Here is a 17,972-nt window from a genome sequence, read left to right as displayed (position 1 = left end):
GTTAGCTGGCGCGAAGGGTGGCAAGCAGCCCTTCGACCGGTTGTAAACGAACATCCAATTCGGCAAGCAGCACGCTGCGCATGTCTTTGCGGAACGTGTCCAGCCAGGCGCCCGGCGTTATCGATGCCGTCGCCGGAGCGGGCGCCGCGCCCGTCTCGACCGCGGCATCGCCTTGCGCCTCGGCTTCGGTCTCGCCTTGCGCTTGCGCCAATGCGGCAGCCTCGGCCAGGGCCGCGGCCTCCGCGTCGCGCAGGCGCTCGAAATGGCCTTGCAGCAATTTCGGAATCGCGCCGAACAGCGCGCGTTCCTTGGGCAGCAGGGCGCGGTCCATGATGGCGTCGACCACTGCCAGTCGCGTCATTTCGCCGTTTTTGGCTGCGACCATGCCGCGCAGCCGGCTGCGCAAATTGCCCACGGCGGTTTCCATCGTGTGCTGCAACGACAGATAGCGCTGGCGAAAATTCGCGTAATCGGCGTCGGCCTCGGCCAGCGCCGCCAGTTGCTTGGCGGGCGCGGGCGCTTGTCCCGGCGTGCGCCGCTTGGCGGCCGTGGCCGCGGTGTCGCTGGCGATGGCGTCGGCCAGCGTGGTCCGCACGCGTTCGCACTCGCGTTCTTCGGCGCTGCTGAACATGCGGGCGCCGGGGGCGATCACCGGCGGGCTGGTGTTCAGCGCCGCGGAGAGCGCGATCGCGTCCGTCCAGCCGAGCCATTGGCTCAGATGGTCCGAGAGCGATTGCCTGGATTGCGGAACATCGACATCCGTCAGGCGAGTCAGCAAGCGAATGAGCGTCGGGCCGCTTAAACCTGTGCGCTGTGGGGCCTGCAACATACCACCAGAGTCAAAAAGGGGGGAGTTTACACGGTGGAGGGCGGCGCCTGGGGCGAGGGACGGGCGGCAAGGGCGTGCCACCCGAAAAAAGAGGGTCGCATCATCTGCCGATGCAATATTGTGACGGGGTTATGCCACCCGGCGAATCCGGAGTTCTGGCGCCAGGCCATGCGCCGGATTGTCCAGGTAGTCCGCCAGAAAATCGATGAGGTACCGGGTCCGGGCGGGCAGCAAACGGGTTTCGGTCACGGCGTGGACCTCGATCGGCCCCAGGCTCCAGGCCGGCAGCACGCGCGCCAGTTCGCCCGAGCGCAGCCGGCCGCTTTCGTCGCCGCCCAGCGCCGCGATGCCGGCGCCCAACACGGCAAGCTGCCTGGCCATGCAGGCGTCGTTGGCGCCGTAGCGGTGCTCCACCGGAACCAGCAACTGCTCGCGGCCGCGCTGTAGCGGCCAGGGCGCGGGCTGCCCGCCGCCGGCGCGCAGGCCGATGCAGTCATGGCGCGCCAGGTCCGCGGGGCCGACAGGCATGCCGCGGGCGGCCAGGTAGGCGGGCGAGGCGTACAGGCCGGCATGGACCACGCCCAGGCGGCGCGCCACCAGCGACGAGTCGGGCAGTTCGCCCAGGCGGATCGAGACGTCGCCGATCTCGGGCGGGTGCTCGGCGAACTCGGGTCCGGCCACGCTCATCTGGAGCCGGATATCCGGGTAGCGGCTGCCGAATGCCACCAGGGCGGGCATCAAGGCGTCCAGCGCATACGCCGCGGGCAGCTGGACGCGCAGCGGCCCGCTGGGAAGTTCCAGTTGCTCGCGCAGTTCCTCGTGGGCGATCTCGGCTTCTGCCACGATGCGGCGGCAGCGTTCGAAGTACAGCCGCCCGGCATCGGTCAGCTCCACGCGGCGCGTGTTGCGGCTGAGCAGCCGCAGGCCCACCGAGCGTTCCAGTTCGGCCACGTGGCGCGACACCGTGGAGGTGGGCATGCCGAGCGTCGCGGCGGCCCGGCTGAAGCTATGCGCCTTCGCCACTTCGGCGAACAATTCCATGCCTTGCAGGCGTTTCATGAGTGCATCTCCCGCGCGGTCCGGACGGATCAGCGCCATGTTCCATTGCTTGATGTGCGTGTTGCCGGCAGCCCAGGGAAGGCCAGCCGTCGCAGGAGGGCATTGTCGGCACGGGGTTTTAATAATTCTTTAAAGCGCCGCCGTGCCAGGGGAAAGAGGCAGTCCGCCCCGCCTGGAAAGGCGGGGCCTGCGCCGGTTTCAGCGTATCTCGGGATAGCCTGCCGTCACGGCGGCTTGCGCCATGTCGCCCAGGACAGAGTAGGCGGCCGGATCCGGGCGGGCGAAGCGCGCGACATGCGCCGCGCGCAATAGCGGCTGGTGCGCCGGATTCTCGTGCATGGCAAGCAGGGCATCCGACAGGGCCTGCGTGGCGGCCGGGGCCACGTCGGGTCCGGACACCACGAGGGGATTCGGCGTCCATGGCGTGTACGCCAGCGTGCGCAGTCCGGCCAGCGCGGCCGGATCGTGCGCGCGCAGCAGATCCAGGTACCAACTGTCGGCCGCGGTCAGGTCGATCTCGCCGTCGGCCAGGGCGCGCAGCAGGCCCCGCGGGTTGCCATAAGGCCCCTTGGACGCTGCGAACAGTGAGCCGCCAGCCGCGGCCAGCCTGGCCAGCGCCGCGCGCGGCGCATTCCAGCCCGATTGGGAGTCACGCACCATCCAGCCATAGCGGCTGCCGGCCGCATCAGCCAGCGAGGACCAACCGCAGTCGGCGCGCACCAGGAATTCGCTGCGATAGCGCGGCAGGCCTTCGTAGGCCGGCCAGTCCGGCACCACCGCAGCGACCGCCGCAAAGGCCCGGCCCGCCTGCAGCGCGTTGACGTAGGGCCAGCCGCACATGAAGACGCCGCACAGGCCGGGCCGTTCCCAGAGTTCGCCGATGGGCGTGGGCCAGCCGTGCTCGACGAAGCGCACCTTCAGTCCGGCGCTGGCGTGCGCGGCCTGCAGCAGCGCATGCCAGGCAGCCCGCGCCGCGGGCGCCACGTCGTACATGCGCGTCGAAGTGATGAGATCCATGGCGCTGCGCCTATGCAAATTTCAAGGTCTGGCCCAGGCCCATATTGCGGGCCTTTTCCAGCATGGCGTGGCCCAGCGCAATATCGGTGGTGGACAGGCCGCGGTGCCAGAACAGGATGGTTTCGTCATCGCGCTCGCGACCCGGCTTCAGGCCCGCCACGATCTGGCCCAGTTCGGCGTGCAGGTTTTCTTCCGTGATGCGGTCGCTGTCGACGTGGGCGCGCAGCGCGCCATAGGGCAGCCCCTTGCGGCATTGGCCCCAGTCATCGACCACCACCTTGCTCATGATGTCGGTCAGGCTCAGTTCCACCGCGCTCATGGTGCCGTAGGGCATGACCAGGGCGCCGGGCTTGATCCATTCGGTCTTGAGCAGCGGCGTGGGTTCAGGCAGGCGCGAGGCTTCGACCACGATGTCGGCGCCGCGCACGCAGGATTCCCAGTCATTGACGACCTTCACCGGTTTGCCCAGGTCGCGCGACAGGCGCTCGCCAAAGGCCTGCTGGCTTTCCGGCCGGCGCGAGTGCACGCGGATTTCGTCAAAGTCGTAAAGGCTGTCGAGCAGCCGCACGTTCCAATAGGAAGTGCCGCGCGACCCGATATGCCCCAGCACCTTGCTGTTCTTGCGCGCCAGGTACTTGGCGCCCAGCGCCGTGACGGCGCCGGTGCGCATGTCGGTGATGGCGGTCGCGTCGACCACGGCCAACGGCTTGCCGTTGACCGGATCGAACAGATTGAGCAGGGCCATCTCCGAAGGCAGGCCGACTTTGTAGTTGTCGACGAAGTCGCTGACCACCTTCACGCCCGCGACGTGCAGCGGCTCGATGTAGCCGCGCAGCACATTGAAGTGCCCTTTGGCGGAAGACTCCGGCACCAGGTGCATGCGGGGTTCGATGACGGTCTTGCCGCGTCCCTGGGCGTCCAGCGCGCTTTGCACCGCGGCCAGGATTTCCGCATCGGTCAGCGCCAGTGCGCGCACGTCAGGGCCGTTCAAATAGGTGATGTCTATGGATTGCATGATGTCTCCTCTGTTTATTGGATGGGCTGGATGCCGGCCTGCTTGACGATGGCCGCCCACTTTGCGGTTTCCTGCTGGATCGCCTGGGTGAAATCCGCGCGGTTCGAGCCGGCGGGCTCCACGCCCAGGCCGGCGAACTTCTGGCGCACGGACTCCTTTTGCAGCACGGCGGCAATGTCGGCCTGCAACTGGTCGAGGATCGCGGGCGGCACCTTGGCCGGCGCGACGATGCCGTACCAGGACGTCACGTCAAAGCCCGGATAGCCGCTCTCGGCCACCGTGGGCACGTCCTTCAGTTGCGGCAGGCGTTGCGGACCGGCCACCGCCAGCGCGCGCAGCTTGCCGGATTGGATATGCGGCAGCACGGTGGATACGCCGGCGAACATCATGTCCACGTTGCCCGCCACCACGTCGTTGACTGCGGCAGCCATGGCGTTGTAGGGGATGTGGCGCGTGACGATGCCGGCCGACTGGTTCAGCAGTTCGCCCGCCAGGTGGGCCCCGCTACCGGGGCCGGGCGAGGAATAGTTGAGCTTGTCCGGATGCTGGCGCGCATAGGCCACCAGTTCGGTGAAGCTCTTGACCGGTACCTTGTCGTTGACCACCAGCACATTGGGCGAGGTGGCCAGCATGGTCACCGGCGCGAAGTCCTTTGCGGTGTTGAACGGCAGCTTGGTATAGAGCAGCGGGTTCACGGTCAGGTTGCCCGCCGGCGCCAGGGCCAGCGTATAGCCGTCCGGATTGGCGCGGGCGACAAAGTCCATGCCGATGTTGCCGGAGGCACCGACCTTGTTTTCGATGATGACCGGCACGCCCCATTTGCTGTTGAGTTCCTGGCCGACGATGCGGGGCAGCGCATCGGCGATGCCGCCCGCGCCAAACGGCACGACGATGGTGACGGGCCTGGCGGGATACTTGCCTTCGGCGGCTGCCGCAGGCAGTGGCAGCGCGGCGGCCAGCAGGGCGCTGCTCAGGCACAGCGCAAGGTACTTTTTCATGGTCATTCCCCTTGTTGTGTGGTTCAGGCCGCGGCGTGGCGCTTACTGCGCCGTGCCGCGCTCCTGGTTCAGAAACCGGTCGGCGCGCGCGATGTCGTCGGCCAGCCTTCTGTCCTGCGAAAGAAACGGCACTTCCTGCCGGAAGGCCGCCAGCACCTCGCCGGTCCCTTTGCCCACCGGACGCCGCGGTTCCGCGCGCGTGCGCAGATCAACGGCCTGCGCCGCATGGATCAGTTCTATGCCCAGCAGCGTGCGCAGGCGCGCGGCCTGCTGGCCCACGCGCTGCGCCGCCAGCGGGCCGTTGGTGGCCACGTCTTCGATGTTGCCGGCGACCGCCAGCGCATCGGACGAGACGGGCTGCGACAGCGTCCGGATTTCGGTCGCCAGGAGCGACACGGGCTTCTGTATCGTGGTGTAGGCCAGCGTCGTGTCATTGGGCGACAGAAAGCGCGGCAGCTTGGTGAAGGCCGGGTCGCCCATGCGCAGCACGCGTTGCGCCGAAGACTGGGCCACCTGGGCCAGCGCCACGCCCACCGACTGCAGCGGCACCACCCAGGCGGTGGGATCGAAGCCGGCGCTGGGCAGCACCGCGCCGCGCAGCTTGCCCTGCGTCACGTAGTAGCGGGTTTCCTGCGGCGTGGCGCCCGGTGGCGGCGAGACATCCAGCGCCACGGTCGGGTTGTCATCAGAACTGTTGATCTGCACCAGCAGCTGCACGTCCAGCTGGCGCAGCGTTTCGCGGGCCGCGCCATGGACCTGGCTCACGGTGCGGAAGCTCAGGGGATCCTGCAACGGCCGCTGTTCATCCGTCTGCCACAGCGCGCTGCCTTCGAGCAGCGACAGGATGCGCCGGGCCACCTGCTGCTGCGCCGGATATGGACGCTGGCCCTGGGTGGCGGGCAGCAAGGGTGCAATATTGCCGTTCAGGCCTTCGAGCGACAGGGCCGCCACCTCATCGGCGCGGTCCAGCACCCGGCTGGCGTCGTGCGCGGCCAGGATGGCAAGGGCCGCGCCATAGGCGTTGGAACTCAACAAGGACAGCGAATCCTTGGCGTAGGGCTGGATCGGCGCCAGGCCTGCCTGGCGCATGGCCTCGGCTGCCGGCAGGCGCTTGCCGCCGGTTTCCACCATGCCTTCGCCCATCATGGCCAGGCCGATCTGCGGCAGGATCGTGATGTCGGCCTGGCCGACCGAGCCTTGGCCCAAGACCACCGGCGTCAAGCCCTTGTTGAGAAAGTCGGCGTACTGGCGCACCAGCGGCGGACTCATGCCGGTGCCGCCCGCCAGCGCGGTATTCAACCGTATCAGCATGGCGGCGCGTACCGTGTCCGTCGCCGCCGGCTCGCCATAGGCCACGGTGTGCGACAGCAGCATGCGATGGTTGAAGGCCGCCGACAAGGCGCGGGCCTCGTCCGACAGCGTGTCGCCGGAGAAGATGGTCTGGTCCTTGTTCTGACCCACGCCACGATTCAGGCCGTACACGGGCTGCCCCAGGCGGCCGTATTCCAGCAGCAAGTCGTGCGAGCGGGCCACGCGCTGCCACGCAGTTTCGGTGGGCGCCACGGGCTGGCCGCCGCGCGCCACGGCGACCACGTCCGCGGTGGTAAGCGAGCGCCCGTCCAGCGCCAGGGGCGCCTTGCGGGCCGCGGCGCGCGCTTCGGCGGTAGTGGCCGGCGCGGCGGCTGCGGCCGTTGTGGCTGACCACGCGGGCGCGGCAGCAAGGGCCGTGGCCAGTGCCAATAGCAGCGGACCTGCGCATTTGTGTGTAAAGCCTCTGAAAACGCGAACTTCAACTGCCGGAAGATGACGCATCACTGCTCCTGGGAGGGAGGGAAGTAGAGGGACTGCAGCGTGAGTTAGGGGCGGATCCGGGGCCGACGGATGGCGCGTACTTGAAGGCGAGAGGGTGGCGCCCAGGTGCGGTGCGGCGGGTGGCGCTCTTGGCGCGTTCCGAGGATGCGGTGTCAGCGGGATTTATTTAACTCGTATATACAAGTACAGTCAAGCATATGCTAATGACGGTATAGCCAGTAAGAGGGACGTAGCCAGACTGCGCCAGCGTCGACGGGGGGCGCTTGCTAAAATCCGCCGCTCTGGTCCATCGCCCGCTCCGCGCTTTCCGCAAGGGGCTGGCCGCAAGCCGCGGGCATGGCTTCTTAATAAGTTCTTAAACCGCGGCCGGCATGCTGCGGCATGGTTGACGGTTCTGGAGTTTTCTTGCGTGTCCTGCTAGTTGAAGACGACGCCATGTTGGGCGACGCCGTGCACACCAGCCTGGCGCAGTCCGGCGCCGACGTGCAATGGGTGCGTGACGTTGCGCAGGCGCGGCTGGCCCTGGTGGATCATGGTTTTCAAGCCGTGCTGCTGGACCTGGGGCTGCCGGATGGCAGCGGGCTGACGGTCCTGAAGCATCTGCGTGCGCGCTACGATGCCACGCCGGTGCTGATCCTGACCGCCCGCGACCGGCTGAGCGAGCGGATACAAGGCCTGGATGCCGGCGCCGATGACTACATCGTCAAGCCATTCCAACTGGACGAACTGCTGGCGCGGCTGCGCGCCGTGGTCCGGCGCAGCAGCAACGCCGTGGTTTCGGCGCTGCGCTGCCGCGACGTGGTGCTGGAGCCGGCCAGGCGGGCGGTGACCCGCGCAGGCGTGGAAGTCAGTCTCAGCGCGCATGAATACCGAACGCTGCTCGCCCTCATGGAGCGCATCGGCCACACCGTCAGCCGCGAACAACTGGAGGCCGCCGTCTACGGCGACAGCGGCGCCATCGAAAGCAACACGGTGGCCGTCTACATCCATCAGTTGCGCCGCAAGCTGGGCGACAAGCTCATCGCCACGGTCCACGGCCTGGGCTACCGCATCGAGGCGGGCGAATGAAGACGCTGCGCAAGCAGCTCACGCTGACGCTGCTGGTGACGATGACCCTGTCATGGATCGCGGTGTTCGCCTTCCAGCAGTACGAAGCCACGCGCTCGCAGACCGGCGCGCGCGATCAATGGCTGCACGACGCGGCCAGCCAGATGCTGGCGTCGCTGCCGGTCAGCCTGCTGGGCAACGAGGCCCCGTCCGAGCGTTTCACTCCGCCCGCATCCAGCCGTGTCGACGGCGACAAGGTACGTTTCCACCTGTGGTCGCTGGCCGATCGCCGGCTGCTGCTGCGCTCGCCCGAGTCGCCCGCGCAACCCTTGAGCGGCGGCTTCCAGGACGGCTATTTCGACGTGCGCGCCGACGGCGTGGACTGGCGCGTGTACGCGATCTCCGACGCGCAGGGGCGGGTGCAGGTGCAGGTGGCGCGGCCGCAGAGCGAATTGCGCGCGCAGTCGCTGTACAGCCTGAAGCGCGGACTGCTTATCGTGTCTGTCCTGTTCGTGCTGCTGGCCGTGGTGAGCTGGATGGTGGTCGGCCGCGCCTTCCGCAAGGTGGACCGCGCCGGCGTGGCCATCGCGCGGCGCGGCCCGTTCGATCTGGCGCCGCTGCCCATGGCCGGCATGCCGGGCGAACTGCGTCCCTTCATCCGCTCGATCAACCAGCTGTTGCTGCGGGTCAAGGGTGGCATGGACCGCGAGCGCCGCTTTCTGGAAGATGCCGCGCACGAGCTGCGCACCCCGCTGGCCGCGCTGAGCGCGCATGCCGAACTGGTGGCCCGCAGCGCGGGTTCCGGCGACGCCCCGGCCGCCATCGAGAAACTGCGGCTGGTCGCCCAGCGCACCTCGCGCCTGTCCGAACAATTGCTGGACCAGGCCCGCATGGATGCGCTCAGCGCCAGCGCCGACGAGCCGGAGCTGGTCGAACTGGACGCGCTGGTGGCCATGCTGGTGCGCGATTGGGAATCCGACGCCACCCGCAAGCAGCTGCGCATCCAGCTGGATGTGCAGGCCTGCGTCGTCAGGGGGCGGCTGGACGCGCTGGGCGTGTTGGTGCGCAACCTGCTGGACAATGCCGTGCGCTATACGCAGAGCGGCGGCCAGATCGTGGTTTCCTGCGGACCGTCGCCCGACGGCGGAGCCTGCCTGCGCGTGGCCGACGACGGACCGGGCATCGCGCCGCAGGAACGCTCGCGCGTGTTCGACCGCTTCTATCGCGCCCCAGGCAGCGCCGCGGGGGGCAGCGGCATCGGCCTGTCGCTGGTGGCGCAGATCGCGCAACAGCATGGAGCCGAGATCACGCTGGGCGAGGGCCTGCGCGGCGCGGGCGTGGCGCTGACGGTGACTTTCCCGCCTGCAGCCGGGGGAACTCCCGCAGCAGGCGCGCAGGGCGCTTGAACCCGCCGGACCGGGGGCGGGGATTGAAATGCCGGCCGGCCTGACTGCGCAGCAAATCCTCGCCAGGTGGTAGATTAGTTTCCGGCAATCGGACTGAGGGAGCGGCGTCAGTGGCGGGATTTCCATGGATTTGCTGATCACCTCGGCAGCGCGCGCACTGGCCGCCGGCAATCCGCTGGGCGCCCTGAACCTCGTGGCCTTGCGCGATGACGCGCCCGCGCTGGCCTTGCGCGGCATCGCCATGGCCCAACTGGGCGATTTCCGCCGCGCCCGCGCCTTGCTGCGCAGCGCGGCCCGGAACTTCGATCACAAGAATGTGCTGGCCCGCTCCAGATGCGTCGTAGCCGAGGCCGAGATCGCCCTGGTATCGCGCGATCTGGCCTGGCCGGAAAAGGCCCTGGAGGCCGCGCGCGCCGCGCTGGAAGCCCATGGCGATCCGGCCAACGCCGCGCATGCGAGGCATCTGCAGGCGCGGCGTGAACTGCTGCTTGGCCAGCTCGATCGGGCCGAGGACGCCCTGGCCATGCTGGACCCGGCCTCGCTGGCCCCGGCTTCCCGCGCCATCCACGAACTGATCGCAGCCGGTATCGCCTTGCGGCGCCTGCGCACCGAGCGCGCGCGCGCCGCGCTGACCCAGGCCGAGCTTGCGGCCCGCGTCGCCGGCATCCCCGCGCTGATGGCCGAGGTGGAACACGCCACCCTGGTCCTGAATACGCCAGCCGCGCGCCTGATCGGGCAGGGCGTCCAGCGGCCCATTCTGCTGGATGAAGTGGAAGCGCTGCTGGCATCCGACACGCTGGTGGTGGACGGTTGCCGTCACGCGGTGCGCAGCGCAGGCCGCGAGATTCCGCTGGCGAGCCGGCCGGTGCTGTTCGCGCTGGCCCGCGTCCTGGCCGAAGCCTGGCCGCAGCCCGCGCCCAGGGAAACGCTTATTGAGCAGGCCTTTCGCACGGCCTATTTCGATGAAACGCACCGCGCGCGCTTGCGGGTGGAGATAGGACGCCTGCGCGCAGCCTTGGACGGCGTGGCCGGCATCAGCGCCGCGCGTGGCGGTTTCGTTCTGAGGGCCGAAGCCGACAGGCCGGTTGCGTTGCTGGCCCGGCCAAGCGGCGAGGGCGACAGGGATCAGGGAGCGGTGCTGGCCTGCCTGGCCGACGGCGAAGCCTGGTCCAGCTCGGCCCTGGCCCTGGCCTTGGGCGCAAGCCAGCGCACCGTGCAGCGCACGCTGGACGCGCTGGCGGCGGCAGACAAGGTGCAGGCTTGCGGACAGGGCCGGGCGCGCCGCTGGATGACGCCGCAGGTACCGGGATTCACGACAACCTTGTTACTCCCGGCCGCGCTGGCCGCCGACTAGCATGAAGGCTCGAACTCCAGTTCAAGGAACCGACATGAAACGAACGCAAGCCCAGATCATTCGCGAGTACGGCCCATTTCCCGGCGTGCAGGCCGTGCATGGCGTGACTTATGACGGCCGGCAGGTCTGGTTTGCCGCCGGCGAAAAGCTGATTGCCATGGACCCGGATAGCGGCAGCACGCAAGCCTCGATCGACATTGTTGCCGACGCGGGCACGGCCTTTGACGGCAAGCATCTCTATCAGATCTCCGACGGCACCATCGTCAAGCTGGAACCGCAGAGCGGGCGGGTGCTGAGCCGCATCCCCGCGCCCGGCGGCGGCGCTTCCGGCATGGCCTGGGCCGAGGGCAGCCTGTGGGTGGCCGAGTACCGCCAGCGCAAGATCTACCAGGTGGACCCGGAGACCGGCCGCGTGCTGCGCACTATCGAATCCAACCGCTACGTCACCGGCGTGACCTGGGTGGACGGCCAGCTGTGGCACGGCACCTGGGAGGACGGCGCCAGCGATCTGCGGCAGCTGGACGAAAAGACCGGCGAAGTGCTGCAAAGCGTGGAGATGCCGGCCGGCATCGGCGTGTCGGGGCTGGAATCCGATGGCGCCGGCTGCTTTTTCTGCGGCGGCGGCGACAGCGGCAAGCTGAGGGCGGTGCGCCGTCCGCCAGCCAAGGCCGACGATACGGCGGTCACCAACGGATGATGTAGGGCCTGTCTCCCAGTTCCCACACGCCGTCTTTCCGTTCCAGCATGATGTACTCGGTTTGCCATTCGTCCGGCTGGTCTTCCGGCGCAAAGCCGGACAGGTACGGACGGAAGGCGGGATCCGCCGCCCAGTCCGCGGTGCTGCGGTCCAGCCGCCATTCGAACTTCACCGCCGAGACCAGGTTGGGGTTGTCGTCGAATGGATTCTTGAGCGGCTTGGTATGGGTGAGGATCTTGCCGATCTGCAGGCCGGGGGCGCAGAACTTCGCGGTATAGACCAGCTTGGAGTTGAGGCGGGCCTCGCCATCCGTGTAGTAGGGCCGGCCTTTATCCGTCAGCTCCATGCGGCTGCTCGCGTCCTCGGGATCCTCGTCCGCTTGCGGTGGCCCGCCGTCGCCGTTGGCGCTGACGCGCTTGACCGTGACCAGCTGATGCTTGATCAACCCCTGCACGATCCTGTCCTGGCTTTCCAGGAAAGCGGTGTAGACATCAGTGGGCAAGGGCCGCACGCCCACGACGTTGACGCAGGCGCCGACCGGCGCATATTCCGGTTGCGCCGTGGCCTCGACCAGGATCTTGCGCATCTTGCCTTCGGTCAGGCCCGGACCCAGGGGTGATTGCCACCATGCATAAAAACCCGCGGCGCCCGCGATGATCAGGCCCAAGGCCCAGGCCTTGCGTGGAATCCGGCGGCGGTTGACGGCGCGCTGCTTCTGGTTCATTCCTTTCCTTGCCGATTGTGGTTCCCCGATAGTAGCGCGGGACCAGTGCAGTCCTACCAGACCTTGCCTTGCGAGGTTCCGCGGCGCAAGACCGGCAGGCAGGCAAAATACAGCCCGGCGCCCGCGATCCATGCCCATCCTTTCCACGCGTTCAGCGTCGCGGCATAGAGCGCCGTGATGGCCAACGGCCCGACTATCGCGCTCAGGCTGGACAGCGCGGCCAGCGCGCCCTGCAACTGGCCCTGGCGTTCCTGCTCCACCTGCGCGGACAACATGGCTTGCAAGGCGGGCATGCCGATGCCGCCCGAAGCCAGCAGGAGCATGATGGGGAACGCCATCCATCCCCGCGACGCAAACGCCAACAGGACGTAGCCCAGGGCATCGGCGCCCATGCCCAGCAACAGCGTACGTTTTTCGCCCAGCCGCGCTGTGACGGGCCCGGTGGCCAGTCCCTGTATCAGCGCGTGCAGCGCGCCGAATGCGGCGAGCGAGACGCCGACCGTGGCGGCATCCCACTGGTAGCGGTCTTCGCCGTAAATGACCCACAAGGTGGCAGGCACCTGTCCCACGAACTGCATGAGGAAGAAGACGGCCATCAGTGCGATGACTACGGTTCTGCCGCGCGTCCACAGGAACGAAGAGGCGGGCATGAGCGCCTTTAGCGATAGCGGCCGCCGTTCGCCCGCATGCGATTCGGGCAACAGGAAACAACCCATCAGGAAATTGACGCCGTTCAGGATTGCGGCTGCCAGGAACGGCGTGTGCGGCGAGACGCCGCCCAGCAGGCCGCCGATGACGGGCCCCGCAATCATGCCGACGCCGAAGCAGGCGCTCATCAGGCCGAAGTAGCGCGCGCGCTCGTGGCCCCGCGCAAGATCGGCGATGCAGGCGCCCGCCACGGCGCCCGTGGCGCCGGTGATGCCGGCGACGAGCCGTCCCGCGTACAGGACCGGCAGCGTTGGCGCTGTCGCCATGATCAGGTAGTCGATGGCGGCGCCCGCCAGCGAGAGCAGCAGGATGGGCCGCCGGCCGTAGCGGTCGGACAGCGCGCCCAGCGCCGGAGCGCACAAGAACTGCATCAGGGCATAGGCTGCCAGCAGGGCGCCGTAATGGCCCGCTATGTCCTCCGATTGCACCAGGCCGCGCAACAGGCCGGGCAGGACGGGCATGACCAGGCCTATGCCTGCGGCGTCCAGGGCGACGGTAGTGAGGATGACCAGGGCGTGGCCGGCTCTCATGCGCGGCCTCGTGGCGGGTGGATGGACTGCATGTTGTTTGATCTGTTATTTATCATTGATAAATTTTTCGCTACGATAATTTATCATCGATAAAATTTCAAGATGAACGAGGAATCGCCGTGACCAAATTGCAAGTGGATGTCGTGATCCGGGCCGGCCTGGACCTGCTGAACGAGGTCGGCGCCGATGGGCTGACGACGCGCAAGCTGGCCGAACGCCTGGGGGTCCAGCAACCCGCGCTGTACTGGCATTTCAAGAACAAGCGCGCACTGCTGGACCGCCTGGGCGAGGCGATGCTGTCGGAGAGCCACACGTATTCGATGCCCAGGCCCGGCGACACCTGGCGTTCATTCCTCAACGGCAATGCGCGCAGTTTCCGGCGCGCCTTGCTGGCCTATCGTGACGGCGCACGCATACACGCCGGCACCCGGCCGAGCGAGCCGCAATTCGAAGCCGTGGAGGCGCAGTTGGCGTTCCTGTGCACGGAGGGCTTCGCGCCCGCCGATGCCGCCTACGCGTTGACGACTGTCAGCTACTTCACGGTCGGCGCCGTGCTGGAACAGCAGGCCGCCGCGGCCGATGAGCAGGAGCGGCAGGCCGGCGCGAAGCAGACCCCGTCCTCGGCGACGCCATTGCTAACCGCGGCTTTGCAGGCCCTCGGCGCCGCCGGACCCGATGCGGCATTCGAGTTTGGACTCGCGGCCATACTCGATGGACTGGAGCAGCGGCGTGGGCACTCCGCGTTGCCCGGGAAGATCGTGCGTAAGCACTAGTACTTGGTTTCTAGGGTAATTCCTGACGAGAAGCTGATTGTCAGCGATTAGTCAGAAAGGTTTAATCAGGCTCACGCTTTGCGCATCGTCCGCAATCGCGCCGGCGGGATTCCGCAGCAGGCTTCACCATCCCGCGCCCACGCAGGAGTAGTAACTACAAGCTGGTCCATGTAGTCCTAATTCAGGAGACAACACGCCATGCAACACGTTACCAAGCCTCGCCGCAAGTTCATCTCCGGCGCCGCTGTCGCCGGGGCCGCCGCGCTCGGATTTCCGGCAGTTGCCCGGGCACAGAATGCCCCGGTTTCCCTGCGCTTTCAGAGCACCTGGCCCGCCAACGACATCTTCCACGAGTTCGCGCGCGACTATGCGCAGAAGGTCAATGACATGGCCGGCGGCCAGTTGAAGATCGAGATCCTGCCGGCTGGCGCCGTGGTCAAGGCCTTCGACCTGCTGGACGCGGTGTCCGCGGGCACGCTGGACGGCGGGCATGGGGTGGTCGCCTACTGGTACGGCAAGAACACGGCGGTGGCGCTGTGGGGATCGGGGCCGTCCTTCGGCATGGACGCCAACATGTTGCTGGCCTGGCACGAATACGGCGGCGGCAAGGAGCTGCTGGTCGAAATCCAGAAGGCCATGGGCGTGAACGTGGTGTCGCTGATGTACGGGCCGATGCCGACCCAGCCGTTCGGATGGTTCAAACGTCCGATCACCAAGATGGAAGAGGTCAAGGGCCTCAAGTTCCGCACCGTCGGCCTGGCCATCGACATGTATACCGCCATGGGCGCGGCCGTGAACGCGTTGCCCGGCGGGGAAATCGTGCCGGCGCTGGACCGCGGGCTGCTGGACGGGGCGGAATTCAACAACGCTTCCTCGGACCTGGCCCTGGGCTTCCAGGACGTCTCCAAGATCTGCATGCTGCAGAGCTTCCACCAAAGCGCGGAGCAGTTCGAAATCCTCTTCAACAAGGCCAAGTACGACGCGCTGCCGGAACACCTGAAGCACATCCTCAGCTATGCCGCGCAGGCCTCCAGCGCGGACATGTCCTGGAAGGCGGCGAACCGCTATTCGCAGGACTACGTCAAGCTGCAGAAGGACCACAACGTCAAGTTCTACAAGACGCCAGACGCCATCCTGCAGCAGCAGTTGAAGATCTGGGACGAGATGATCGCCAAGCGCTCGGCCGAAAACCCCTTGTTCAAGAAGGTGCTGGAATCGCAACGGACCTTCGCCGAGCGGGTGGGGCGCTGGCACGGGGACACCTCGGTCAACTTCCGCATGGCCTATAACCACTACTTCTCGCGCTCCACCAAACAGGCTTGAAGGGCCGGTACCTGTATCCCGCGCCGCGCGCCATTCACCGGTGCGCGGCGGGACGCCATGCGTCTTGACCTGGAAGCGAGATGATCCGAATCATACGTTTCATAGACCGCATCTCCACTTTTGTCGGGCAAACCTTTGCCTGGTTGATCGTAGTCCTGACCTTGCACGTCTGCTGGGAGGTGGCCGCGCGCTACCTGTGGAACCAGCCCAGCGCCTGGGCGTTCGACATGCAGATGATGTATTACGGCATCCTGTTCATGATGGCGGGGGCCTATACCCTGGCCAAGAACGGACACGTGCGCGGAGACATCCTGTACGGCTTCCTGCCGCCGCGCGTGCAGGCGGCGCTGGACCTGATCCTGTATATCGTGTTCTTCTTCCCCGGCGTGATCGCGCTGGTGTGGGCGGGCTGGTATTACGCCGGCTACTCCATCGCCATCCGCGAGCATTCGTCGCTCATGGCCAACGGGCCGCCCATCTATCCCTTCAAGGCCTTCATCCCGATAGCCGGCGCGGTGCTGCTGGTGCAGGGCGTGGCGGAAGTGCTGCGCTGCGTGCTGTGCCTGAAGCGCGGCGCCTGGCCCTCGCGCGAGGAGGACGTTGAGGAAGTGGACGTCGACAAGCTCAAGAAGATGGTGCATGTAAAGGACGAGGACATCGCCAAGCTGGACCGCTACGTCACCACCGGGGAGCCGCGCTCATGAAGATCCACAAGGCGCTGTGGTTCGGCCTGTCGTGCATCGGCCTGGTGCTGCTGATGATCGCGTTCCTGACGCCCTGGGACCATCTGACCACGGGGCATATCGGCCTCTTGATGCTGGCGCTCATCGTGGTGGCCATCATGCTGGGCTTTCCGACGGCCTTCACGCTGATGGGCATGGGAGTGTTGTTCACCTTCCTGGCGTACTACATGCAGAGTTCCGACGCGGGCCGCTCGGTCGGGCAGACGCTGGACCTGATGGTGCAGCGGACCTACGCCACGATGACCAACGACTCGTTGATTTCGATCCCGCTGTTCGTGTTCATGGGCTATCTGGTCGAACGCGCCAACCTGATCGAAAAACTGTTCCGCTCCATGCACCTGGCGCTGGCGCGTTTGCCGGGCGCGCTGGCGGTGGCCACGCTGGCGACCTGCGCGATCTTCGCCACCGCCACCGGCATCGTGGGCGCCGTGGTCACGTTGATGGGCCTGCTGGCCATGCCCGCCATGCTGAAGGCCGGCTACAGCGTACGCCTGACCGCGGGTTCGATTACCGCTGGCGGCTGCCTGGGCATCCTGCTGCCGCCTTCCGTGATGCTGATCGTCTATGGCGCGACCACCGGCGTATCGGTGGTGCAGCTGTATGCCGGCGCGCTGTTCCCGGGCGTCATGCTGGCGGTGCTGTACATGGTCTATGTGATCATCGTGGCCAAGCTGCGCCCCGACATGGCGCCGCCCCTGCCCAAGGAAGAGCGCGGCGTGCCGCTGTCCCCGGAATCCGCCGCGCTGGCGTCCGGCGGCTACACGCGCGCCGTGTCCGGCATGCTGGCGGCCCTGTTCAAGGGTCGCCGCAACAAGGACGTGCCGTTCGGCTTCCTGATGCGCAACATGGCGCTGGCGATTGCGCCGCTGGCGGTCACGGTGCTGCTGGTGGGCGTGGTCTACCAGGCGACGACGCGGCCGGCGGTCGTGTACGAGATCCCTGCCGAGTTGCAGCTGGGGTCGGGGGGATTCGATTCGGGCCTGAGCGAGCCGCCGGCAGACGATGGGCTGGCGGAGCCGCCTTCGAACGAGTTGGCCGAACCGCCTGCGAATGATCCGCCCGCGGCCGGCGGCCTGGCCGAACCGCCTGGCACGCCCGCCGCCACGCCAGCGGCCGCGCCCGAGACCGCCGCCGCCGCGCAGGCGCCGGCATCGGCCGGCGAGAGTATCGCCGCGCCCCAGGGTTTCTGGATCTTCGCGGCCATATGCGCGGCCATCCTGGTGGCGTTCTATGCGATGCTGACCTGGGCGCGCATGGAAATCTTCAAGATGCTCATGGCCTCGTTCTTCCCGCTGGCCGTGATGATCGCGGCGGTGCTGGGCTCCATCGCCTTCGGCCTGGCCACGCCCAGCGAGGCCGCCGCCATGGGCGCCATGGGCGGCGCGCTGCTGGCCCTGGCATACCGGCGGCTGAACCTGCCGGTGCTGCGCGAATCCGTGTTCCTGACCGCCAAGACCAGCGCCATGGTGTGCTGGTTGTTCGTCGGTTCATCGATCTTCTCGGCGGCGTTCGCGCTGCTGGGAGGACAGCGCATCATCGAGGAATGGGTGCTGTCGCTGGGGCTGTCGCAGTTGCAGTTCCTGCTGCTGGCGCAGGTCATCATCTTCCTGCTCGGCTGGCCGCTGGAATGGACCGAGATCATCGTGATCTTCATGCCCATCTTCGTGCCGCTGCTCAACACCTTCGGCATCGACCCGCTGTTCTTCGGCCTGCTGGTCGCGCTGAACCTGCAGACGGCTTTCCTGTCGCCGCCAGTCGCCATGTCGGCGTTCTACCTGAAGGGCGTGTCGCCGCCGCACGTGACGCTGAACCAGATCTTCCTGGGCATGATGCCGTTCATGGGCATCCAGGTGGTGGCGATCTTCCTGCTGTACGTGTTCCCGGGCATTGGCATGTGGCTGCCGACGGTACTGTACCGGTAAGAGGCGGGGGCGGCG

16 protein-coding genes are annotated in these 17,972 nt (G+C 67.3%); 8 read left to right on the top strand and 8 right to left on the bottom strand.

Annotated elements, in window-relative coordinates:
• Position 1 precedes the first annotated feature (1 nt).
• The 6 genes from HV793_RS16230 to HV793_RS16205 form a co-directional block, all read right to left on the bottom strand.
• Positions 2 to 829: a DUF3348 domain-containing protein gene (locus HV793_RS16230; protein WP_119449397.1), complete on the bottom strand. Its 828-nt coding sequence runs from the start codon at positions 827 to 829 to the stop codon at positions 2 to 4.
• A 129-nt stretch (positions 830 to 958) separates the two neighbouring features.
• Positions 959 to 1,888, bottom strand: a complete 930-nt coding sequence (locus HV793_RS16225) for a LysR family transcriptional regulator (protein WP_175213526.1) — start codon at positions 1,886 to 1,888, stop codon at positions 959 to 961.
• Between the two features lie 198 nt (positions 1,889 to 2,086).
• The gene (locus HV793_RS16220) at positions 2,087 to 2,905 is read right to left on the bottom strand and encodes a phosphate/phosphite/phosphonate ABC transporter substrate-binding protein (RefSeq protein ID WP_175213525.1); all 819 of its coding nucleotides are present in this window, start codon (positions 2,903 to 2,905) and stop codon (positions 2,087 to 2,089) included.
• A gap of 10 nt (positions 2,906 to 2,915) precedes the next feature.
• Complete coding sequence (locus HV793_RS16215; RefSeq protein ID WP_054456417.1) at positions 2,916 to 3,920, bottom strand: ornithine cyclodeaminase family protein; 1,005 nt, start codon at positions 3,918 to 3,920, stop codon at positions 2,916 to 2,918.
• Positions 3,921 to 3,934: 14 nt separating this feature from the next.
• Positions 3,935 to 4,918, bottom strand: coding sequence for a Bug family tripartite tricarboxylate transporter substrate binding protein (locus HV793_RS16210; protein ID WP_119449434.1), 984 nt, complete (start codon positions 4,916 to 4,918; stop codon positions 3,935 to 3,937).
• A 42-nt stretch (positions 4,919 to 4,960) separates the two neighbouring features.
• Positions 4,961 to 6,730, bottom strand: coding sequence for an HAL/PAL/TAL family ammonia-lyase (locus HV793_RS16205; protein WP_175213524.1), 1,770 nt, complete (start codon positions 6,728 to 6,730; stop codon positions 4,961 to 4,963).
• Positions 6,731 to 7,135: 405 nt separating this feature from the next.
• On the opposite strand from HV793_RS16205, the gene HV793_RS16200 reads away from it, so the two are divergent.
• From HV793_RS16200 to HV793_RS16185, 4 genes are all read left to right on the top strand, one after another.
• A complete protein-coding gene (locus tag HV793_RS16200; RefSeq protein ID WP_054456419.1) occupies positions 7,136 to 7,798 on the top strand; it encodes a response regulator transcription factor in 663 nt (220 codons plus the stop codon).
• Positions 7,795 to 9,183, top strand: a complete 1,389-nt coding sequence (locus HV793_RS16195) for an ATP-binding protein (RefSeq protein WP_119449401.1) — start codon at positions 7,795 to 7,797, stop codon at positions 9,181 to 9,183. The genes HV793_RS16200 and HV793_RS16195 overlap by 4 nt, the downstream gene beginning before the upstream one ends.
• 124 nt (positions 9,184 to 9,307) lie before the next feature.
• Positions 9,308 to 10,537 (top strand): helix-turn-helix domain-containing protein, encoded by a 1,230-nt coding sequence (locus HV793_RS16190; protein WP_175213523.1) that lies wholly within the window; start codon positions 9,308 to 9,310, stop codon positions 10,535 to 10,537.
• A gap of 34 nt (positions 10,538 to 10,571) precedes the next feature.
• The gene (locus HV793_RS16185; RefSeq protein WP_175213522.1) at positions 10,572 to 11,234 is read left to right on the top strand and encodes a DUF5074 domain-containing protein; all 663 of its coding nucleotides are present in this window, start codon (positions 10,572 to 10,574) and stop codon (positions 11,232 to 11,234) included.
• Here the strand turns inward: HV793_RS16185 and HV793_RS16180 are convergent.
• The gene (locus HV793_RS16180; protein ID WP_054456423.1) at positions 11,221 to 11,958 is read right to left on the bottom strand and encodes a hypothetical protein; all 738 of its coding nucleotides are present in this window, start codon (positions 11,956 to 11,958) and stop codon (positions 11,221 to 11,223) included. The two genes, HV793_RS16185 and HV793_RS16180, sit on opposite strands and share 14 nt — an antisense overlap.
• Positions 11,959 to 12,011: 53 nt before the next feature.
• Positions 12,012 to 13,196 (bottom strand): Tet(A)/Tet(B)/Tet(C) family tetracycline efflux MFS transporter, encoded by a 1,185-nt coding sequence (gene tet, locus HV793_RS16175; protein ID WP_175213521.1) that lies wholly within the window; start codon positions 13,194 to 13,196, stop codon positions 12,012 to 12,014.
• Positions 13,197 to 13,315: 119 nt separating this feature from the next.
• On the opposite strand from tet, the gene tetR reads away from it, so the two are divergent.
• From tetR to HV793_RS16155, 4 genes are all read left to right on the top strand, one after another.
• Complete coding sequence (gene tetR / locus HV793_RS16170; RefSeq protein ID WP_175213520.1) at positions 13,316 to 13,969, top strand: tetracycline resistance transcriptional repressor TetR; 654 nt, start codon at positions 13,316 to 13,318, stop codon at positions 13,967 to 13,969.
• A 198-nt stretch (positions 13,970 to 14,167) separates the two neighbouring features.
• A complete protein-coding gene (locus HV793_RS16165; protein WP_054456426.1) occupies positions 14,168 to 15,292 on the top strand; it encodes a TRAP transporter substrate-binding protein in 1,125 nt (374 codons plus the stop codon).
• A gap of 80 nt (positions 15,293 to 15,372) precedes the next feature.
• Positions 15,373 to 15,996: a TRAP transporter small permease subunit gene (locus tag HV793_RS16160; protein WP_054456427.1), complete on the top strand. Its 624-nt coding sequence runs from the start codon at positions 15,373 to 15,375 to the stop codon at positions 15,994 to 15,996.
• Positions 15,993 to 17,957, top strand: coding sequence for a TRAP transporter large permease (locus tag HV793_RS16155; RefSeq protein WP_175213519.1), 1,965 nt, complete (start codon positions 15,993 to 15,995; stop codon positions 17,955 to 17,957). The genes HV793_RS16160 and HV793_RS16155 overlap by 4 nt, the downstream gene beginning before the upstream one ends.
• Positions 17,958 to 17,972: the final 15 nt, after the last annotated feature.

It is taken from the genome of Achromobacter aegrifaciens (assembly GCF_902859965.1).
In the GTDB taxonomy this organism is placed as follows: domain Bacteria; phylum Pseudomonadota; class Gammaproteobacteria; order Burkholderiales; family Burkholderiaceae_B; genus Achromobacter; species Achromobacter aegrifaciens.
Note: the sequence above shows the minus strand (reverse complement) of the source record. Positions and strands in the feature narration are given on the sequence as shown.

Coding starts and splice junctions, on each gene's coding strand:
- HV793_RS16165 (WP_054456426.1), top strand. CDS start 14,168: ATGCAACACGTTACCAAGCCTCGCCGCAAGTTCATCTCCGGCGCCGCT.
- HV793_RS16215 (WP_054456417.1), bottom strand. CDS start 3,920: ATGCAATCCATAGACATCACCTATTTGAACGGCCCTGACGTGCGCGCA.
- HV793_RS16190 (WP_175213523.1), top strand. CDS start 9,308: ATGGATTTGCTGATCACCTCGGCAGCGCGCGCACTGGCCGCCGGCAAT.
- HV793_RS16180 (WP_054456423.1), bottom strand. CDS start 11,958: ATGAACCAGAAGCAGCGCGCCGTCAACCGCCGCCGGATTCCACGCAAG.
- tet (WP_175213521.1), bottom strand. CDS start 13,196: ATGAGAGCCGGCCACGCCCTGGTCATCCTCACTACCGTCGCCCTGGAC.
- HV793_RS16195 (WP_119449401.1), top strand. CDS start 7,795: ATGAAGACGCTGCGCAAGCAGCTCACGCTGACGCTGCTGGTGACGATG.
- HV793_RS16210 (WP_119449434.1), bottom strand. CDS start 4,918: ATGAAAAAGTACCTTGCGCTGTGCCTGAGCAGCGCCCTGCTGGCCGCC.
- HV793_RS16160 (WP_054456427.1), top strand. CDS start 15,373: ATGATCCGAATCATACGTTTCATAGACCGCATCTCCACTTTTGTCGGG.
- HV793_RS16220 (WP_175213525.1), bottom strand. CDS start 2,905: ATGGATCTCATCACTTCGACGCGCATGTACGACGTGGCGCCCGCGGCG.
- HV793_RS16185 (WP_175213522.1), top strand. CDS start 10,572: ATGAAACGAACGCAAGCCCAGATCATTCGCGAGTACGGCCCATTTCCC.
- HV793_RS16205 (WP_175213524.1), bottom strand. CDS start 6,730: ATGCGTCATCTTCCGGCAGTTGAAGTTCGCGTTTTCAGAGGCTTTACA.
- HV793_RS16230 (WP_119449397.1), bottom strand. CDS start 829: ATGTTGCAGGCCCCACAGCGCACAGGTTTAAGCGGCCCGACGCTCATT.
- HV793_RS16225 (WP_175213526.1), bottom strand. CDS start 1,888: ATGAAACGCCTGCAAGGCATGGAATTGTTCGCCGAAGTGGCGAAGGCG.
- HV793_RS16155 (WP_175213519.1), top strand. CDS start 15,993: ATGAAGATCCACAAGGCGCTGTGGTTCGGCCTGTCGTGCATCGGCCTG.